General features: G+C 51.9%; 16 protein-coding genes and 1 pseudogene. 11 read left to right on the top strand and 6 right to left on the bottom strand.

Annotation, left to right across the window (positions count from 1 at the left end; translation table 11 throughout):
* On the bottom strand, positions 1-330 hold a 330-nt coding region (locus ACJHW7_RS11060), incomplete at its 3' end, for a DUF6531 domain-containing protein (protein ID WP_198583838.1).
* A 228-nt stretch (positions 331-558) separates the two neighbouring features.
* Here ACJHW7_RS11060 and ACJHW7_RS11055 point away from each other — a divergent pair.
* The 5 genes from ACJHW7_RS11055 (at position 559) to aldB (ending at position 7,541) form a co-directional block, all read left to right on the top strand.
* Positions 559-1,167, top strand: a complete 609-nt coding sequence (locus tag ACJHW7_RS11055) for a glutathione S-transferase (protein WP_000779792.1) — start codon at positions 559-561, stop codon at positions 1,165-1,167.
* A 97-nt stretch (positions 1,168-1,264) separates the two neighbouring features.
* A complete protein-coding gene (gene selA, locus ACJHW7_RS11050; protein ID WP_000206235.1) occupies positions 1,265-2,656 on the top strand; it encodes an L-seryl-tRNA(Sec) selenium transferase in 1,392 nt (463 codons plus the stop codon).
* Positions 2,653-4,497 (top strand): selenocysteine-specific translation elongation factor, encoded by a 1,845-nt coding sequence (selB, locus tag ACJHW7_RS11045; protein WP_021557317.1) that lies wholly within the window; start codon positions 2,653-2,655, stop codon positions 4,495-4,497. The genes selA and selB overlap by 4 nt, the downstream gene beginning before the upstream one ends.
* 189 nt (positions 4,498-4,686) lie before the next feature.
* Complete coding sequence (yiaY, locus tag ACJHW7_RS11040; protein ID WP_000741486.1) at positions 4,687-5,838, top strand: L-threonine dehydrogenase; 1,152 nt, start codon at positions 4,687-4,689, stop codon at positions 5,836-5,838.
* A 164-nt stretch (positions 5,839-6,002) separates the two neighbouring features.
* Positions 6,003-7,541, top strand: coding sequence for an aldehyde dehydrogenase AldB (aldB, locus tag ACJHW7_RS11035; protein ID WP_001362511.1), 1,539 nt, complete (start codon positions 6,003-6,005; stop codon positions 7,539-7,541).
* A 218-nt stretch (positions 7,542-7,759) separates the two neighbouring features.
* On the opposite strand, the gene ACJHW7_RS11030 is transcribed toward aldB, so the two are convergent.
* A complete protein-coding gene (locus ACJHW7_RS11030; RefSeq protein WP_152936587.1) occupies positions 7,760-7,903 on the bottom strand; it encodes a hypothetical protein in 144 nt (47 codons plus the stop codon).
* A 182-nt stretch (positions 7,904-8,085) separates the two neighbouring features.
* Between ACJHW7_RS11030 and ACJHW7_RS11025 the strand changes: the two genes are divergently transcribed.
* Together ACJHW7_RS11025 and ACJHW7_RS11020 are read left to right on the top strand one after the other, a co-directional pair.
* A complete protein-coding gene (locus ACJHW7_RS11025) occupies positions 8,086-8,409 on the top strand; it encodes a DUF3302 domain-containing protein (protein WP_000478195.1) in 324 nt (107 codons plus the stop codon).
* 5 nt (positions 8,410-8,414) lie between these two features.
* Entirely contained in the window at positions 8,415-9,551 is a 1,137-nt protein-coding gene (locus ACJHW7_RS11020; RefSeq protein WP_021557316.1) for an HlyD family secretion protein, read from the top strand.
* Here the strand turns inward: ACJHW7_RS11020 and ACJHW7_RS11015 are convergent.
* Positions 9,548-10,522 (bottom strand): LysR family transcriptional regulator, encoded by a 975-nt coding sequence (locus ACJHW7_RS11015; protein ID WP_000164033.1) that lies wholly within the window; start codon positions 10,520-10,522, stop codon positions 9,548-9,550. The two genes, ACJHW7_RS11020 and ACJHW7_RS11015, sit on opposite strands and share 4 nt — an antisense overlap.
* 123 nt (positions 10,523-10,645) lie before the next feature.
* Between ACJHW7_RS11015 and ACJHW7_RS11010 the strand changes: the two genes are divergently transcribed.
* Entirely contained in the window at positions 10,646-11,386 is a 741-nt protein-coding gene (locus tag ACJHW7_RS11010; RefSeq protein WP_001592887.1) for a MipA/OmpV family protein, read from the top strand.
* A 129-nt stretch (positions 11,387-11,515) separates the two neighbouring features.
* Here the strand turns inward: ACJHW7_RS11010 and ACJHW7_RS11005 are convergent, their stop codons facing one another.
* Together ACJHW7_RS11005 and ACJHW7_RS11000 are read right to left on the bottom strand one after the other, a co-directional pair.
* A complete protein-coding gene (locus ACJHW7_RS11005) occupies positions 11,516-13,486 on the bottom strand; it encodes a glycoside hydrolase family 127 protein (RefSeq protein ID WP_021557315.1) in 1,971 nt (656 codons plus the stop codon).
* Positions 13,487-13,496: 10 nt separating this feature from the next.
* Entirely contained in the window at positions 13,497-14,897 is a 1,401-nt protein-coding gene (locus ACJHW7_RS11000; protein WP_000204815.1) for an MFS transporter, read from the bottom strand.
* 225 nt (positions 14,898-15,122) lie between these two features.
* On the opposite strand from ACJHW7_RS11000, the gene ACJHW7_RS10995 reads away from it, so the two are divergent.
* The 3 genes and pseudogenes from ACJHW7_RS10995 (at position 15,123) to ACJHW7_RS10985 (ending at position 16,655) form a co-directional block, all read left to right on the top strand.
* Positions 15,123-15,938: an AraC family transcriptional regulator gene (locus ACJHW7_RS10995; protein ID WP_024227191.1), complete on the top strand. Its 816-nt coding sequence runs from the start codon at positions 15,123-15,125 to the stop codon at positions 15,936-15,938.
* Between the two features lies 1 nt (position 15,939).
* Positions 15,940-16,080 (top strand): annotated as a pseudogene (locus ACJHW7_RS10990) (IclR family transcriptional regulator C-terminal domain-containing protein); the annotation flags it as partial.
* Positions 16,081-16,181: 101 nt separating this feature from the next.
* Positions 16,182-16,655 (top strand): 4Fe-4S binding protein, encoded by a 474-nt coding sequence (locus ACJHW7_RS10985; protein ID WP_001296520.1) that lies wholly within the window; start codon positions 16,182-16,184, stop codon positions 16,653-16,655.
* Positions 16,656-16,693: 38 nt separating this feature from the next.
* On the opposite strand, the gene avtA is transcribed toward ACJHW7_RS10985, so the two are convergent.
* Positions 16,694-17,947 (bottom strand): valine--pyruvate transaminase, encoded by a 1,254-nt coding sequence (avtA, locus tag ACJHW7_RS10980; RefSeq protein WP_000144337.1) that lies wholly within the window; start codon positions 17,945-17,947, stop codon positions 16,694-16,696.
* Positions 17,948-17,984: the final 37 nt, after the last annotated feature.

The following is a 17,984-nucleotide window of genomic DNA, read 5'->3' as shown; positions in this document are numbered from 1 at the left end:
TGTGTTATCGCGCAGCTGTAAGCGGATATCCGCAGGCATTTTCCAGCCGGGGCCGAGGCTCCCCACCGGCGCGGGCGTTTTTGTCCGGTAACTGCTGTAGGTGCGGGAGAGGATGAACGGCAGCGGGGCGGGCAGGGCGATGTCGGTTTCACCGGGAAGGACCTTTGCACCGAGCAGGGGATTGACCGGATGGCCGGACGTCACTCCGCCGGGGCACCCCGAACAGGCCACACCGGTTGGGGCACCGATGCGCACCCCGGCTGAACCCTGAACAATGCTACCGCCATACTGCGTCATGTCGCCCTGACGCGCCGCCGGTTTTCCGCTCATCTGCTCATCCTTGTTTTATCGAGTTATTTGTCTGCTTCCAGGCAAAACCCTACAGATTTATAAGAAAGCCTTAAGTGAGATATCCATCAGATAGAAACAATTAGGAAAATATTTATATCACCATGATAAATATGTGATTTATTTGGAAGTAACAAACCATCAACATTTTCTGCCCTTTTTCCCATCACCAGGCCATACTGATATTTTTCCTCGCACAAAGGACTCGGCATGAAACTCGTCGGTAGCTACACCAGCCCGTTTGTACGCAAACTTTCTATTCTGTTGTTAGAAAAGGGCATAACTTTCGAATTTATTAATGAACTGCCCTATAACGCGGACAACGGCGTGGCGCAATTTAACCCGTTAGGAAAAGTGCCGGTGCTGGTGACCGAAGAGGGCGAATGCTGGTTTGATTCGCCGATCATCGCTGAATATATTGAATTAATGAATGTCGCTCCGGCGATGTTACCGCGCGATCCGCTGGAGTCGTTGCGGGTGCGCAAAATTGAGGCGCTGGCGGATGGCATTATGGATGCCGGGCTGGTATCGGTGCGTGAACAGGCGCGTCCAGCGGCGCAGCAGTCTGAAGATGAATTGTTACGCCAGCGGGAGAAAATCAACCGTAGTCTGGATGTGCTGGAAGGATATCTGGTCGATGGCACACTTAAAACCGATACGGTCAATCTGGCGACTATCGCCATTGCCTGTGCCGTCGGATATCTCAATTTCCGCCGCGTTGCGCCAGGCTGGTGTGTCGACCGCCCACACTTAGTCAAACTGGTCGAAAACCTGTTTAGCCGCGAAAGTTTTGCTCGCACCGAACCGCCAAAGGCTTGATGCGCGATATGTCCTCCTGACCCATCTCACGTTACAATCCGTGGTTATGTTAAACGCCCTTCTCCGTGTGAGAGGGCCTTGATCAGCCAGGTTTCCTATGACAACCGAAACGCGTTCCCTCTATAGTCAACTTCCGGCTATTGATCGCTTATTGCGCGATAGCTCCTTCCTTTCTTTGCGTGATACTTATGGTCACACCCGCGTGGTGGAATTGTTGCGTCAGATGCTTGACGAAGCGCGAGAAGTGATTCGTGACAGCCAGATGCTGCCCGCGTGGTGTGAAAACTGGGCGCAAGAAGTCGATGCCCGGTTGACGAAAGAGGCGCAGAGCGCGCTGCGTCCGGTGATCAACCTGACGGGAACCGTGCTGCATACCAATCTTGGGCGAGCTTTACAGGCGGAAGCTGCGGTGGAAGCCGTTGCGCAGGCTATGCGTTCGCCAGTGACCCTCGAGTACGATTTGGACGACGCCGGACGCGGACATCGCGATCGGGCGCTGGCGCAGCTGCTGTGCCGCATTACCGGCGCGGAAGATGCCTGTATCGTTAATAACAATGCGGCGGCGGTGTTATTGATGTTGGCGGCCACTGCCAGCGGGAAAGAGGTGGTGGTTTCTCGCGGCGAACTGGTGGAGATTGGCGGCGCGTTTCGTATTCCCGATGTTATGCGTCAGGCAGGCTGCACCCTACACGAAGTAGGGACCACCAACCGCACGCACGCGAATGATTATCGTCAGGCGGTGAATGAAAATACCGCACTGTTGATGAAAGTACATACCAGTAACTACAGCATTCAGGGGTTCACCAAAGCGATAGACGAAGCTGAACTGGTGGCGCTCGGCAAAGAGCTGGATGTTCCCGTAGTGACTGATTTAGGCAGTGGCTCGCTGGTCGATCTTAGCCAGTACGGTTTGCCGAAAGAGCCAATGCCGCAGGAGTTGATTGCGGCGGGCGTCAGTCTGGTGAGTTTCTCCGGCGACAAGTTGTTAGGCGGGCCGCAGGCAGGAATTATCGTTGGTAAAAAAGAGATGATCGCCCGCCTGCAAAGCCACCCGCTGAAACGTGCATTACGCGCGGATAAAATGACCCTCGCGGCGTTGGAAGCCACGTTGCGTCTTTATTTACACCCTGAAGCTCTGAGTGAAAAATTACCGACCCTGCGCCTGCTTACCCGCAGCGCAGAGGTCATTCAAATCCAGGCACAACGTTTACAGGCTCCCCTTGCCGCACATTACGGCGCGGAGTTTGCGGTACAGGTTATGCCATGTCTTTCGCAGATTGGCAGTGGTTCGCTGCCGGTTGATCGCCTGCCGAGCGCGGCATTAACGTTTACACCCCATGATGGACGCGGTAGCCACCTTGAGTCATTAGCCGCCCGCTGGCGTGAATTGCCAGTGCCGGTGATTGGTCGTATTTATGACGGACGATTGTGGCTGGATTTACGCTGCCTTGAAGATGAGCAACGGTTTTTGGAGATGTTGTTGAAATGATTATTGCGACTGCCGGACACGTTGACCACGGCAAAACAACCTTATTGCAGGCGATTACTGGCGTAAATGCCGATCGTCTGCCGGAAGAAAAAAAGCGCGGCATGACCATCGATCTCGGCTATGCCTACTGGCCGCAGCCGGATGGTCGTGTGCCTGGTTTTATCGACGTACCCGGTCATGAAAAGTTTCTTTCCAACATGCTGGCGGGCGTTGGTGGTATCGATCACGCGCTGTTGGTGGTGGCGTGCGATGACGGCGTGATGGCACAGACCCGTGAGCATCTGGCGATTTTGCAGCTGACCGGTAACCCGATGCTGACAGTGGCGCTGACCAAAGCCGATCGCGTGGACGAAGCGCGTGTTAATGAGGTTGAACGCCAGGTAAAGGAGGTGCTGCAGGAATACGGTTTTGCTGAGGCAAAACTGTTTATCACCGCAGCAACCGAAGGTCGGGGAATTGATGCCCTGCGCGAGCATCTGCTTCAGTTACCAGAACGTGAACACGCCAGCCAACATAGTTTCCGCCTCGCGATCGACCGCGCATTTACCGTAAAAGGTGCCGGGCTGGTCGTCACCGGTACGGCGTTAAGCGGGGAAGTGAAGGTAGGCGATTCACTATGGCTGACTGGTGTAAATAAACCGATGCGCGTGCGTGCGCTGCATGCGCAAAACCAGCCAACAGAAACCGCTCATGCCGGGCAGCGTATCGCGCTTAACATCGCGGGGGATGCGGAAAAAGAGCAGATTAACCGTGGCGACTGGCTGCTTGCCGATGTGCCGCCAGAGCCGTTCACGCGGGTGATTGTCGAGCTTCAAACCCATACGCCGCTGACCCAGTGGCAGCCGCTGCATATTCACCACGCCGCCAGCCACGTTACGGGACGCGTTTCGCTGCTGGAAGATAACCTTGCCGAGCTGGTGTTCGACACGCCGCTGCGGCTGGCGGATAACGATCGCTTAGTGTTGCGCGATATCTCGGCCCGCAATACGCTGGCGGGGGCGCGTGTGGTGATGCTTAACCCGCCGCGTCGCGGTAAACGTAAGCCGGAATATCTGCAATGGCTGGCGTCTCTTGCACGGGCGCAGAGCGATGCCGATGCGTTATCTGTTCATCTGGAACGCGGAGCGGTTAACCTTGCGGATTTCGCCTGGGCGCGCCAGCTCAACGGCGAAGGGATGCGCGAACTGCTGCAACAGCCGGGCTATATTCAGGCTGGTTATAGCTTGTTGAATGCGCCAGTTGCCGCCCGCTGGCAGCGGAAAATTCTTGACACATTAGCGACTTATCATGAGCAACATCGCGATGAACCTGGTCCTGGGCGCGAACGTCTGCGACGTATGGCGTTGCCAATGGAAGATGAAGCGCTGGTACTGCTGCTGATTGAAAAAATGCGCGAAAGCGGCGACATCCACAGCCATCACGGCTGGCTGCATCTGCCAGATCACAAAGCGGGCTTCAGCGAAGAGCAGCAGGCCATCTGGCATAAAGCAGAGCCGCTGTTTGGTGACGAACCGTGGTGGGTGCGTGACCTGGCAAAAGAGACGGGAACCGACGAGCAGGCAATGCGTCTGACGCTACGCCAGGCGGCCCAACAGGGGATAATTACCGCGATCGTCAAAGATCGTTATTACCGTAACGATCGGATTGTCGAGTTTGCCAATATGATCCGCGATCTCGATCAGGAATGTGGTTCAACCTGCGCGGCGGATTTCCGCGATCGCTTAGGGGTTGGGCGAAAACTGGCGATTCAAATCCTGGAATATTTTGACCGCATTGGCTTTACGCGGCGTCGCGGAAATGATCATTTATTGCGCGACGCATTATTATTTCCGGAAAAATAAGGAAATGATTAATTAAGTTTTAAAATAAATTAATACAAAATTCTTATGATTTTAAAAAAAGCACATTGTTTAATGAATACAATGTGCTTTTTATTAGATTAATTTTGCTAAACAATAATACTGATCATATTTTCGAATGAAAATCCTCAGTAAGCTGCCCGCCCTTTTTTACACTTTCAGGAGTGTGTTATGGCAGCTTCAACCTTTTTTATTCCTTCTGTGAATGTCATCGGCGCTGATTCATTGGCTGATGCAATGAATATGATGGCAGAATATGGGTTTCGCCGTACATTGATTGTCACTGACAGTATGTTAACGAAATTAGGTATGGCGGGCGATGTGCAAAAAGCACTGGAAGAACGCAATATTTTTAGCATTATTTATGATGGCACCCAACCTAACCCCACCACGGAAAACGTCGCCGCAGGTTTGAAATTACTTAAAGAAAATAATTGCGATAGCGTGATCTCCTTAGGCGGTGGTTCTCCGCACGACTGCGCAAAAGGTATTGCGCTGGTGGCAGCCAATGGCGGCGATATTCGCGATTACGAAGGCGTTGACCGCTCTGCAAAACCGCAGCTGCCGATGATCGCCATCAATACCACGGCGGGTACGGCCTCTGAAATGACCCGTTTCTGCATCATCACTGACGAAGCGCGTCATATCAAAATGGCGATTGTTGATAAACATGTCACTCCGTTGCTTTCTGTCAATGACTCCTCTCTGATGATTGGTATGCCGAAGTCACTGACCGCCGCAACGGGTATGGATGCCTTAACGCACGCTATCGAAGCGTATGTTTCTATTGCCGCTACGCCGATCACTGACGCTTGCGCACTGAAAGCCGTGACCATGATTGCCGAAAACCTGCCGTTAGCCGTTGAAGATGGCAGTAATGCGAAAGCGCGTGAAGCAATGGCTTATGCCCAGTTCCTCGCCGGTATGGCGTTCAATAATGCTTCTCTGGGTTATGTTCATGCGATGGCGCACCAGCTGGGCGGTTTCTACAACCTGCCACACGGTGTATGTAACGCCGTACTGCTGCCGCATGTTCAGGTATTCAACAGCAAAGTCGCCGCTGCACGTCTGCGTGACTGTGCCGCTGCAATGGGAGTGAACGTGACAGGTAAAAACGACGCGGAAGGTGCTGAAGCCTGCATTAACGCCATCCGTGAACTGGCGAAGAAAGTGGATATCCCGGCAGGCCTGCGCGACCTGAATGTGAAAGAAGAAGATTTCGCGGTTCTGGCGACTAATGCCCTGAAAGATGCCTGTGGCTTTACTAACCCGATTCAGGCAACTCACGAAGAAATTGTGGCGATTTATCGCGCCGCAATGTAATCATCATTCCAACAACGGCTGGCAAATTGTCAGCCGCTTTTTCAACTATCTCTGTAATCCTTGCCCGTAAATTCGTGATAGCTGTCGTAAAGCTGTTACCGACTGGCGAAGATTTCGCCAGTCACGTCTACCCTTGTTATACCTCACACCGCAAGGAGACGATCATGACCAACAATCCCCCTTCAGCACGTGTTCAGCCCGGCGAGTATGGTTTTCCTCTTAAGTTAAAAGCACGCTACGACAACTTTATTGGCGGCGAATGGGTAGCCCCTGCCGACGGCGAGTATTACCAGAACCTGACGCCGGTGACCGGGCAGCTGCTGTGCGAAGTGGCGTCTTCGGGCAAACGAGACATCGATCTGGCGCTGGATGCTGCGCACAAAGTGAAAGATAAATGGGCGCACACCTCGGTGCAGGATCGTGCGGCGATTCTGTTTAAGATTGCCGATCGAATGGAACAAAACCTCGAGCTGTTAGCGACAGCTGAAACCTGGGATAACGGCAAACCCATTCGCGAAACCAGTGCTGCGGATGTACCGCTGGCGATTGACCATTTCCGCTATTTCGCCTCGTGTATTCGGGCGCAGGAAGGTGGGATCAGTGAAGTTGATAGCGAAACCGTGGCCTATCATTTCCATGAACCGTTAGGCGTGGTGGGGCAGATTATCCCGTGGAACTTCCCGCTGCTGATGGCGAGCTGGAAAATGGCTCCCGCGCTGGCGGCGGGCAACTGTGTGGTGCTGAAACCCGCACGTCTTACCCCGCTTTCTGTACTGCTGCTAATGGAAATCGTCGGTGATTTACTGCCGCCGGGCGTGGTGAACGTGGTCAACGGTGCAGGTGGGGAAATTGGCGAATATCTGGCGACCTCGAAACGCATCGCCAAAGTGGCGTTTACCGGCTCAACGGAAGTGGGCCAACAAATTATGCAATACGCAACGCAAAACATTATTCCGGTGACGCTGGAGCTGGGCGGTAAGTCGCCAAATATCTTCTTTGCTGATGTGATGGATGAAGAAGATGCCTTTTTCGATAAAGCGCTGGAAGGCTTTGCACTGTTTGCCTTTAACCAGGGCGAAGTTTGCACCTGTCCGAGTCGTGCCTTAGTGCAGGAGTCAATCTACGAACGCTTTATGGAACGCGCCATCCGCCGTGTCGAAAGCATTCGCAGCGGTAACCCACTCGACAGCGTGACGCAAATGGGTGCGCAGGTTTCTCACGGGCAACTGGAAACCATCCTCAACTACATTGATATCGGTAAAAAAGAGGGCGCAGACGTGCTCACCGGCGGGCGGCGCAAGCTGCTGGAAGGCGAACTGAAAGACGGCTACTACCTTGAACCGACGATTCTGTTTGGTCAGAACAATATGCGGGTGTTCCAGGAAGAGATTTTTGGCCCGGTGCTGGCGGTGACCACCTTCAAAACGATGGAAGAAGCGCTGGAGCTGGCGAACGATACGCAATATGGCCTGGGCGCAGGTGTCTGGAGCCGCAACGGTAATCTGGCCTATAAGATGGGGCGCGGCATTCAGGCCGGGCGCGTGTGGACCAACTGTTATCACGCTTACCCGGCACATGCGGCGTTTGGCGGCTACAAACAATCAGGCATTGGACGCGAAACCCACAAGATGATGCTGGAGCATTACCAGCAAACCAAGTGCCTGCTGGTGAGCTACTCAGATAAACCGTTGGGGCTGTTCTGATGTAAGAAGCTGGTCGCATCGGGTATTCATTGCCTGATGCGACGCTTACGCGTCTTATCATGCCTACGGGGACCTGACCGTAGGCCGGATAAGGCGTACACGCCGCATCCGGCATAAACAAAGCGCACGTTGTTACAATTTACGTTTTAAACCTACGTGTGCAATAACCCAGACTACGCCAACAAAAGTGCGTTTCTGGGGCGTGTTTTGCCAGGAGTTTAATCTCGCGTTTCGATGGTGAGCGGGCAAACCAGACCGTAAATCACCATTGGTATTCCGAGGACAATCAGCAATAAACGGTAGATTATTGAAGGTTTAATACGCTTAATCTGCATTGTGGATGTTTTACGGTTTTTAATCATAAATTTGGCCAATAGTTCCATTATTTCAATATGATAAGCCTCGACCTGTTAAAAAGCCAGGCAGCACACTTCAGGAAGTATATAAAAAACAATATGTCGTTATATAAATAAGGAAATTGCACTGCATCATGGCATTTCATAATATGCGTTAATTGTTCTTTTTTATATTCTCTGAGGGAAATATGTTCCTGGACTATTTTGCACTGGGAGTGCTTATTTTTGTATTTCTGGTGATATTCTATGGGATTATTATTTTACATGATATTCCCTACCTGATTGCTAAAAAACGTAATCATCCTCATGCCGACGCCATTCATGTTGCAGGTTGGGTGAGTCTTTTTACGTTACATGTTATCTGGCCGTTTTTGTGGATTTGGGCCACGCTTTACCGCCCGGAGCGGGGATGGGGAATGCAAAGCCATGATTCATCCGTTATGCAACTGCAACAGCGCATTGCCGGGCTGGAGAAACAGCTCGCCGACATCAAATCCTCTTCTGCCGAGTAATACTTATGGATTTACTGATTATTTTGACCTATGTGGCTTTTGCATGGGCAATGTTTAAGATCTTCAAAATTCCCGTAAATAAATGGACCATTCCCACAGCGGCCTTGGGTGGAATATTTATTGTCAGCGGTCTAATTCTGTTAATGAACTATAACCATCCGTATACCTTTAAAGCGCAAAAAGCGGTTATTTCTATTCCTGTTGTCCCACAGGTGACTGGTGTGGTGATTGAAGTGACGGATAAGAAAAATACGCTGATTAAAAAAGGTGAAGTGCTATTTCGACTGGACCCGACGCGTTATCAGGCGCGGGTGGATCGGCTGATGGCGGATATCGTTACCGCAGAACATAAACAGCGGGCGTTGGGCGCAGAGTTAGATGAGATGGTGGCGAATACTCAGCAGGCAAAGGCCACGCGGGATAAATTCGCTAAAGAGTATCAGCGTTACGCACGCGGCAGCCAGGCGAAAGTAAACCCGTTTTCAGAACGCGATATCGATGTGGCGCGGCAAAATTATCTGGCGCAGGAAGCCTCCGTAAAGTCATCGGCAGCGGAACAAAAACAGATCCAGAGCCAGCTGGATAGCCTGGTGTTGGGTGAACATTCTCAAATCGCCAGCCTGAAAGCGCAGCTCGCGGAAGCAAAATATAACCTTGAGCAGACGATAGTGCGTGCGCCGAGCGATGGTTATGTGACCCAGGTACTGATTCGTCCGGGTACCTATGCCGCGTCGCTGCCGCTACGTCCGGTGATGGTGTTTATACCCGATCAGAAACGACAAATCGTGGCGCAGTTCCGTCAGAACTCCTTGCTGCGCCTGGCTCCCGGCGATGATGCGGAAGTGGTATTTAACGCTCTGCCAGGCAAAGTGTTCAGCGGTAAGCTGGCAGCCATTAGTCCAGCTGTTCCCGGCGGAGCTTATCAGTCGACCGGCACCTTACAGACGTTAAACACAGCGCCGGGTTCAGATGGCGTTATCGCGACCATTGAACTGAATGAGCACACTGATTTGAGCGCTTTACCAGACGGTATTTACGCCCAGGTGGCGGTCTACTCTGATCATTTCAGCCATGTCTCGGTGATGCGCAAAGTGTTATTACGTATGACCAGCTGGGTGCATTACCTTTATCTCGATCATTAATCTTCGCTTTCCGCCGCTTGTTCAGGCCGCAATTGCTGCGACTGAGCAAGCTGGTGGCGAATTTCACGCAGCATTTCATCCAGCACATACTGGACCCGCCAGGGCTGGTATTCCCGTTTACGGAAGATAGCCACCAGATCCAGCCACCATTCATACGGGTGCTGAAAGCAGGGCACCAGCGTGCCGTCTTGCAGATCGCTCTGCACACTTTTGTCTGGCGCAAACACAATCCCCAGGTGATTTCGTGCCAGCTCCAGCGCCGATTGCGTGTTGTCGCAAACGTAATTTCCCTTCACGCGATAATCCCGCACCTCTTTACTCCCGGCGACGTTGAAGCGCCAGATATTCGCGTCGTCGATCATCATCGAGTCGATCAAAATACAGGAGTGATGTTCGAGTTCGTCAGGACGGCTAATAGGATGTTTCTCAAGATAGCGCTGGCTGGCATAAGCGGTTACGGCATATTGTGTAATAAAACTGGCAACCAGCGATTCATCTTTTGGTGGAGCGTAGCTGATTAAAACATCACAGTCATCAGGAAATTCGACGCCTTCATAAAAGGCATTACGCTCAAGATTGCAGGTTTTTAGCGATAAGGTGATATCACCGATATCTTTAATTTTATCGATTACATGTTTGGATAAATAGGTAATTATGCCGGTTGGGGCGTAGATGGTGACCCGACCACGTTTCTCATGCTTATAATCTGCAATAAAATTATTAAGCTGCTCGTTTCTGTCCAGCATGTCGTTGATGTACGGTAACAGCGCGGTACCAAAAGGTGTGAGCATCAGCTGCCGGGTGGTTCGGTCAAAGACTTTTAAACCCACTTTTGATTCAAAATCAGCAAGATATTTGCTGACGTTGGCCTGTGCGATGCCAAGTACAGTCGCGGCATGGCTGATATTTTCACTGGCAGCGATTACCGAGATAATTTTTAACTCCCGGTACTTAAGTTGTAATTTTGTCATCGCAACAGCCCAATTATATATAATTTTATATATTACTATATAAATATGAATCTTGCACCGGAGAAATTGTAAGCATTACTATGCCGACTCTTTTTTATCTTATTTTAAAATGGAATACCGGACATGTTAATTAACCGCAATATTGTGGCGTTATTTGCGTTGCCTTTTATGGCAAGCGCAACTGCTTCTGAATTATCCATTGGTGCTGGTGCGGCTTATAATGAATCGCCTTATCGCGGTTATAATGAAAATACAAAGGCAATTCCGCTGATTAGCTATGAAGGTGATACTTTTTATGTTCGTCAGACCACGTTAGGTTTTATTCTGTCGCAAAGTGAAAAAAATGAACTTAGCCTGACCGCATCCTGGATGCCGCTGGAATTTGACCCTGCCGATAATGACGATTATGCCATGCAACAGCTTGATAAGCGTGATAGTACGGCTATGGCGGGGGTTGCCTGGTATCACCACGAGCGTTGGGGAACCGTGAAAGCCTCTGCAGCTGCGGACGTTCTGGATAACAGCAACGGCTGGGTGGGGGAGCTATCGGTATTCCACAAAATGCAGATAGGTCGTCTGTCGCTGACACCTGCGCTGGGCGTTCTCTATTATGACGAGAATTTCAGTGACTATTACTATGGCATTTCAGAGAGTGAGTCCCGTCGTAGCGGTCTGGCAAGTTATTCCGCGCAGGATGCCTGGGTGCCCTATGTCAGCCTGACGGCAAAATACCCGATAGGAGAGCACGTCGTATTGATGGCGAGCGCAGGATACAGCGAGCTGCCGGAAGAGATTACCGACAGCCCGATGATTGATCGTAATGAGAGTTTTACCTTCGTCACCGGCGTGAGCTGGCGTTTTTAATTCACCGGTGGATGTCGGTGCGGCTGGCCTACGCTCTCGCACCGACTTGTATGCCTGATAAGACGTGTTAAGCGTCGCATCAGGCAATGTGCTCCTTACGTTGGATGCGGCGCGAGTGCCTTATCCAACCTACGGATGGCAATGCTTTTCCTCATTCACCCAGATCCGCATTTCGCCTTCACCCCGGTTGGCCCAGCTAAACCACGGGATAAAGGTCAGAGTTTGCGTCTGGCGTTTGGCTGGCGCGCTGTCGTAATGCCACAGCGGTTGCTGCTCTGGATTGCTCTGTTCATACCGGTAACCCGGTGCCTGGATTAAGATCTTATGGCTAAACAATCCATTGCCTTCAAATGTCGTAAATGGCGCATCGGTGGGCAGCCACAGATTATGCAGTGACTCGCCGTTGTCGGCCTGTTCCAGGCAATACACCAGCGGGCCGCGCTGAATCGCCACTTTTCCGGCGACGTGACGCACCAGCGGGTTACCGTAAACGCGACGTACTGGCATCGGCAAAGTCAGATTCAGCGTGTCGCCCTCCTGCCATTCGCGGGTAATGTGCAAATACCCTTTACGAATATCCTGCTCGACCTCTTCCCCATTCAATATGATCTGCGGCTGTGTGCACCAGTCCGGCAGACGTAAAGCAAGTGTATGACGCACCGGCTGGGGCGATTCGACCGCAATCGTCACCTGTTCCTGCCACGGATAGTTCCCGCTAACCCGCAGGCGCAGCGTGCCATTTTCTACCGGCACTTCCATGCTGTTTCCTGCGTATATGTTGATATACAACGCATCTTCTCGCGGCGTGTAGAGATAATGACCAATCGAGGTCAGCACGCGGGCGATATTTGGCGGACAACAAGCGCAGCCAAACCAACGCTGGCGGATCGGTTTAACGTGATCGTAGATATGGTTGAATTTCAGCGATTTTGGATGTACTTCCAGCGGATTCACATAGAAGAAATGTTTGCCATCCAGCGCCATGCCGCCGAGCACGGTGTTGTACAGTGCGCGCTCCATCACATCGGCATATTGACTGTCGCCTTCCATTTCCAGCATTCGTCGGGCAAACATCATCAGGCCGATGGAGGCGCAACTTTCAGCGTATACCGTGTCATTCGGCAGATCGTAATCGCTGCTGAACGCTTCACCGCTGCTCTGTGAGCCAATGCCGCCGGTAATATATAACTGACGCTGGGCCATATTGTTCCACAGCCGCAGGCAGTTCTGACGCTTGCTGTCATCGTGACTTAAACGCGCGAGATGCGCGACGCCGGTCATCAGATAGACAAAACGTACCGCGTGACCGATGGCGGTTTGCTGTTGCGCAAGGGGCAAATGTGCCTGGCTGTAGGCTTTGTCTTTCACCATCCACGCCGGGCCGTAGGTGTGCCAGTGCGATGTCTGCCCGCGCTTTTCATATTCCTGGTCGTAATAGTGCGGTTGCGCACCACGTTGTTCGACAAAATAGTTCGTCAGTGCCAGGTAGCGCGGCTCTTCGGTCACTTCATACAGACGCATCAGTGCCAGTTCAATTTCCGGGTGACCAGGGTAACCGTGTAACTTACTTTCATCTGGACCAAACACGCTGTCGATATGATCGGCCAGACGGCAAACCACTTCCAGCAAGCGCCGCTTGCCCGTGGCCTGGAAGAAGGCGACTCCAGCTTCAATCAGATGACCTGCGCAGTAAAGTTCATGACACTCCGCCAGATTGCTCCAGCGTTCTTCGGGTGCTTTTACCGTAAAGTAAGTATTGAGATAGCCGTCTTCGCATTGGGCGGAGGCGATCAGTTCGATTACCTCGTCGGCGGTTTTTTCCAGTTCGGCGTCTGGCTTCTGGCACAGCGACCAGGCTACCGCTTCCAGCCATTTGGCGACATCGCTGTCCTGAAACACCATCCCGTAAAATTCACCCTCCTGAAGTCCGGCGGCAATGCGAAAGTTTTCAATCGCATGGCTGGGTTCCGCTTCTGGTATACGATCGTTCAAGGCATCCCACTGATAAGGAATCACCACGTCGCGGACCAGTTGTTGGTACTGACCGAGAAACGGATCGCTGACCGTCAGTTTATGCAGATCGACTTCCGAAATGTTCATCTTGTGCTCCTTAAGGCTGTACATGACGCTGACGCAGGTCGGTAGCAATGCGTGACATCATAGGGTTATTGAGTTTGCAAAAGCGGATCGCCCCTGCCAGCAGCAGGTGGAATAGCGCAGGCAGTAATGTTTCCATCGCCGTGATCCCGCCAAGCGAACTGGTGGTCTGGTTTTCCACGCCTGGCTGGTAGGCGACAAAAATAAACAGCAGGCTGATGATCCCGGCGCTGGAGGCCCAGGCCAGCTTGATGAAAAACAGATTGAAGGCGAAGTTCATGCCGGAAGAACGTACGCGGGTTTTCCACTCGCCGTAGTCATCGGCAAAGGCCATCAATGAGAAGTGCAGTGGCAATGTGAAGCCAAGAATCACGCCATTACCGAGGATCACCGCCAGCCACAGCGTTTGATAAGCCGGGCCGGAGGGCAGGAACCACATCAACACCGCCAGTGCAGCGAGGAGCAGGTTGGTGTAGTAATAAATTTTGACGGTATCGAAACGCCGCGTTAACGGGCTGACAATCACCGAGCCGATAATGGAGGCGAAGGTGACCATGGTGAAGAACAGCGACGTGTAGCCCGTGCTGCCTTGTAAGACGTAGGTAATGAAGTACATATACCCACCGCCGCGAATATTAAAGACGTTAATCAGCAGGAAAGACATGACCAGCATCAGCAGCAGTTGGTCGTTGTTCCGCAGCCCGGCAAGATGTTCGCGCAGGGTAAATTTCCCCATTGTGGAGAGTGGCACCCGTTCACGAACCCAGAAAAAACAGCACAGGAACATCACCACGGCAATGGCGCACAGCACGCCGACGCCCAATTGATAGCCGCGCGCGGCATTACCCTGACCGAAGAGATCTACCATCCACGGTAAGCCTACCGAAACCAGAAATCCCGCTACGCCACAGAGAACGAATCGCCAGGACTGGCAGGAGATCACTTCATTGTGGCGGGTGGTCATGGTGTTGATCAGCGCGCAGTACGGTACGTTGATGGCGGTATAACCGACTGAAAGGAGCAGGTAAGTACCGAACGCCCAGGCGATTTTTACTCCCATGCTGGCATCTGGCACGGTGAACGTCAGGATGCCGATAATGCCGATGGGAATGGCAATCCATAGCTGCCACGGACGAAAGCGCCCCCAGCGACTTTGCGTCCGGTCGGCAATGACGCCCATCACCGGGTCGGAGATGGCATCAAACACGCGCAGTGCAATAAACAGCGTGCCAACCAGCGCCGGAGTTAATCCAAAAACGTCGGTGTAGAAAAAGGTGAGAAAGTTCATGATCAGGCAAGTTATTACGGTGCCGCCTGCGTCACCCAGGCCGTAGCCTATTTTTTCCCGTACCGATAACGCATCGTCAATTTTACCTTTAGCGATATCAGCGGTAGTAATCGGTGTAGAGGTCATAGATATTCCTCGTGAATAGGGAGCAATTTTTAGTTTTATTGAAATGACCTGATTAATTCTGCCGTGAACGGGAATATCAACAAGGCGAGAAAAGAGTAAAAAAAGGTGACGATTCCGACCTGAATTTAAAAGTGTGAAATGGATCAGGTGAAATTAATGTTTTTTATTAATAATCAAAAGGTAATGTGTTTTGTCATTAATGAAGAAGCGGGAAATTACATATCAATGCTCGAATTATCCATGACGTTACCGATTAAAGTGCAAAATGGTGGATTATTTATTTCCCGTGGCGTAGGGAGGCATCCTGCAAGGCGGCTGGAGTCATGGGAAATTATCTTTGTCGAAAAAGGTCGATTAACGATTCAGGAAGAAGAACGGATATTTCTGGTCGATGCGGGAGAGAGTTTATTACTCTGGCCGAACCGACAACATGTTGGGGTGGAGGATTTTCCCGCCGATCTCAAATTTTACTGGCTGCATTTTGAGGTTAAAGCGCCGGACAACGACCCTCGCTGGCTTACTCATCTTAGCGTGCCGCAACAAACGAAGGTTGTCGATCCGCAGGCGCTGGTGGCCCTGTTTCGCCAGTTCTTAAGCGAACAGGAAAAGCATCAACGCACTCCGGCGCTGGAGTTTATTGTGCTGCTCATTTTGCAGCAGCTCACCCGTGACGCGCGTCTTGATGAACAGGCCGATGGCGCAGGCACCACCCTTGCCTGGAAAGCGCAGAAACTGATCCGCACGCAATATCATCGCCCGCTTTCTACGGTGCTTCTGGCCCGCGAGCTGTACTGCAATGCCGATTATCTTGGGCGCGTCTACCGGCGGGTGTTTCATCTGACGTTAACAGAAGCAATCCATCGCCAGCGGGTGCGCGAAGCCGAAAAGCTGTTAATTAGCGAAGCGCGATCGCTCACGGAAGTGGCGGCGTTGTGCGGGTTTAATGACGTTGGCTATTTCCGGCAGATTTTTCGCAAACACACCGGTTTAACGCCAGCAGCGTGGAAGCGGCGTTACAGCAAGGAACATATCAATTCGTAGTGCCGTGTCGATTTCGCTTTCGACATCACGTCTGAAACAGGTGGGGGAGAAAAATCTCCTGAAACCACTGCGTGAAACCGCGCAGGCTATTTCTAATGAACTGGGATTTACTGTCAGGGATGACCTTGGCGCGATCACATAACGCTTTGGACAAGTGCCAAAACTTTAACATTTCCTTCGTTGGATCAAAGCAGTAGGGACGTGCTCTCTGGCACTCTGCTGTTTTAGTGCAAAGGAGTGATCATGAACCGGTTTATTATTGCGGATGCGACGAAATGTATCGGTTGCCGTACCTGTGAAGTGGCTTGCGCAGTGTCGCATCAGGAGAATCAGGATTGCGCTGCGTTGTCACCAGACGAGTTTATTTCCCGTATTCGTGTTATTAAAGACCACAGCTGGACCACGGCAGTAGCCTGTCATCAGTGTGAAGATGCACCGTGCGCGAATGTCTGCCCTGTTGACGCGATAAGCCGCGAACATGGGCATATTTTCGTTGAACAATCACGTTGCATTGGCTGTAAAAGCTGTATGCTGGCTTGCCCGTTTGGTGCGATGGAGGTCGTTTCTTCGCGCAAAAAGGCGAGGGCGATTAAGTGCGATCTGTGCTGGCATCGGGCGACGGGACCGGCCTGTGTTGAAGCCTGCCCGACAAAGGCGTTGCAGTGCATGGATGTCGAGAAAGTGCAGCGGCATCGGCTACGGCAGCAGCCTGTTTGAAACGTTTTTCCGGCGTTTCTCAACGCCGGAATAGCGTATTAATGGCTTTCAGCCCAGGCGCGTTCAATCTCTTCCGCCAGAATCTTCACACCCGCCTCAATTTTCTCCGGCTCCGGCACGTAGTTCATGCGCATACATTGATGTGTATGTGGCCACGGTTTATCCAGTCCTGGGAAGAAGTTGTGCCCCGGCACCATCAGCACGCCGCGTGCTTTCAGGCGCTGATAGAGCTGCTCGGTCGTAATGGGCAAATCCTTAAACCATAGCCAGAGGAAAATGGCTCCTTCCGGTTTATGAATCAGGCAGCGATTTTCCGGTAAATAGCGGCGAATGATGGCGATAGTTTCCTGAACACGCTGGTAGTAAAACGGTTTGATGACTGTTTCAGACAGGCGCAGCAGATCGTTACGCTTAATCATTTCACACATCATCGCCGGACCAATACCGCCAGGTGCCAGGCTGATAATGCCGTTCATATTGGTGATGGCGGTGATGATTTTTTCATTGGCGATGATAATGCCGCAGCGGGAGCCAGGTAGACCCAGCTTGGAAAGACTCATGCACAGCACGATATTCGGATTCCATAGCGGGCGCGCTTCACTGAAGATGATACCCGGGAACGGGACGCCATAAGCGTTATCAATCACCAGCGGAATGCCGTGTTGATTCGCCAGCGCGTCAAGCTTCAGCAACTCTTCGTCAGTAATCACATTGCCTGTTGGATTCGTCGGCCGGGAGACGCAAATCATCCCGGTTTCTTCGCCAATATGCAGATGCTCAAAATCGACGTGGTATTTAAACTGGCCTTCAGGCAGCAGTTCAATATTCGGACGCGCAGAGACAAACAGATCTTCTTCCAGTCCGGCGTCAGCGTAGCCAATGTATTCCGGTGCCAGCGGGAACAGCACTTTTTTGACCCGACCATCGGCACGGCGTCCGGCAAATAGATTAAATAAGTAGAAAAACGCGCTCTGGCTGCCGTTTGTTAGTGCAATATTCTGTGGTTCGATATCCCAACCCAACTTCTCGTGCAGCATTCCGGCAAGCAGTGTGAGTAGCTCCGTTTTCCCCTGTGGACCGTCGTAATTGCACAGTGCATCAGTCGCTTTGCCACTTTCCAGCATGTCGGTCAGTAGCGTCTGGAAGTAGTCCTGCATTTCCGGGATCTGCGCCGGATTACCGCCGCCGAGCATAATCGCGCCAGGCGTGCGTAAACCGTCGTTCAGATCTTCCATCAGCAGCGTAATGCCGGAGTGGCGGGTAAATTTGTCACCAAAAAGGGAGAATGTCATAGCGGGATATCTGTCGAACTCTGTAGCAAGGAAGGTA

The organism is Escherichia sp. WS1152, from assembly GCF_046487665.1.
Taxonomy (GTDB): Bacteria; Pseudomonadota; Gammaproteobacteria; order Enterobacterales; family Enterobacteriaceae; genus Escherichia; species Escherichia coli.
Note: the sequence above shows the minus strand (reverse complement) of the source record. Positions and strands in the feature narration are given on the sequence as shown.

Coding starts and splice junctions, on each gene's coding strand:
- ACJHW7_RS11055 (WP_000779792.1), top strand. CDS start 559: ATGAAACTCGTCGGTAGCTACACCAGCCCGTTTGTACGCAAACTTTCT.
- selA (WP_000206235.1), top strand. CDS start 1,265: ATGACAACCGAAACGCGTTCCCTCTATAGTCAACTTCCGGCTATTGAT.
- selB (WP_021557317.1), top strand. CDS start 2,653: ATGATTATTGCGACTGCCGGACACGTTGACCACGGCAAAACAACCTTA.
- yiaY (WP_000741486.1), top strand. CDS start 4,687: ATGGCAGCTTCAACCTTTTTTATTCCTTCTGTGAATGTCATCGGCGCT.
- aldB (WP_001362511.1), top strand. CDS start 6,003: ATGACCAACAATCCCCCTTCAGCACGTGTTCAGCCCGGCGAGTATGGT.
- ACJHW7_RS11030 (WP_152936587.1), bottom strand. CDS start 7,903: ATGATTAAAAACCGTAAAACATCCACAATGCAGATTAAGCGTATTAAA.
- ACJHW7_RS11025 (WP_000478195.1), top strand. CDS start 8,086: ATGTTCCTGGACTATTTTGCACTGGGAGTGCTTATTTTTGTATTTCTG.
- ACJHW7_RS11020 (WP_021557316.1), top strand. CDS start 8,415: ATGGATTTACTGATTATTTTGACCTATGTGGCTTTTGCATGGGCAATG.
- ACJHW7_RS11015 (WP_000164033.1), bottom strand. CDS start 10,522: ATGACAAAATTACAACTTAAGTACCGGGAGTTAAAAATTATCTCGGTA.
- ACJHW7_RS11010 (WP_001592887.1), top strand. CDS start 10,646: ATGTTAATTAACCGCAATATTGTGGCGTTATTTGCGTTGCCTTTTATG.
- ACJHW7_RS11005 (WP_021557315.1), bottom strand. CDS start 13,486: ATGAACATTTCGGAAGTCGATCTGCATAAACTGACGGTCAGCGATCCG.
- ACJHW7_RS11000 (WP_000204815.1), bottom strand. CDS start 14,897: ATGACCTCTACACCGATTACTACCGCTGATATCGCTAAAGGTAAAATT.
- ACJHW7_RS10995 (WP_024227191.1), top strand. CDS start 15,123: ATGCTCGAATTATCCATGACGTTACCGATTAAAGTGCAAAATGGTGGA.
- ACJHW7_RS10985 (WP_001296520.1), top strand. CDS start 16,182: ATGAACCGGTTTATTATTGCGGATGCGACGAAATGTATCGGTTGCCGT.
- avtA (WP_000144337.1), bottom strand. CDS start 17,947: ATGACATTCTCCCTTTTTGGTGACAAATTTACCCGCCACTCCGGCATT.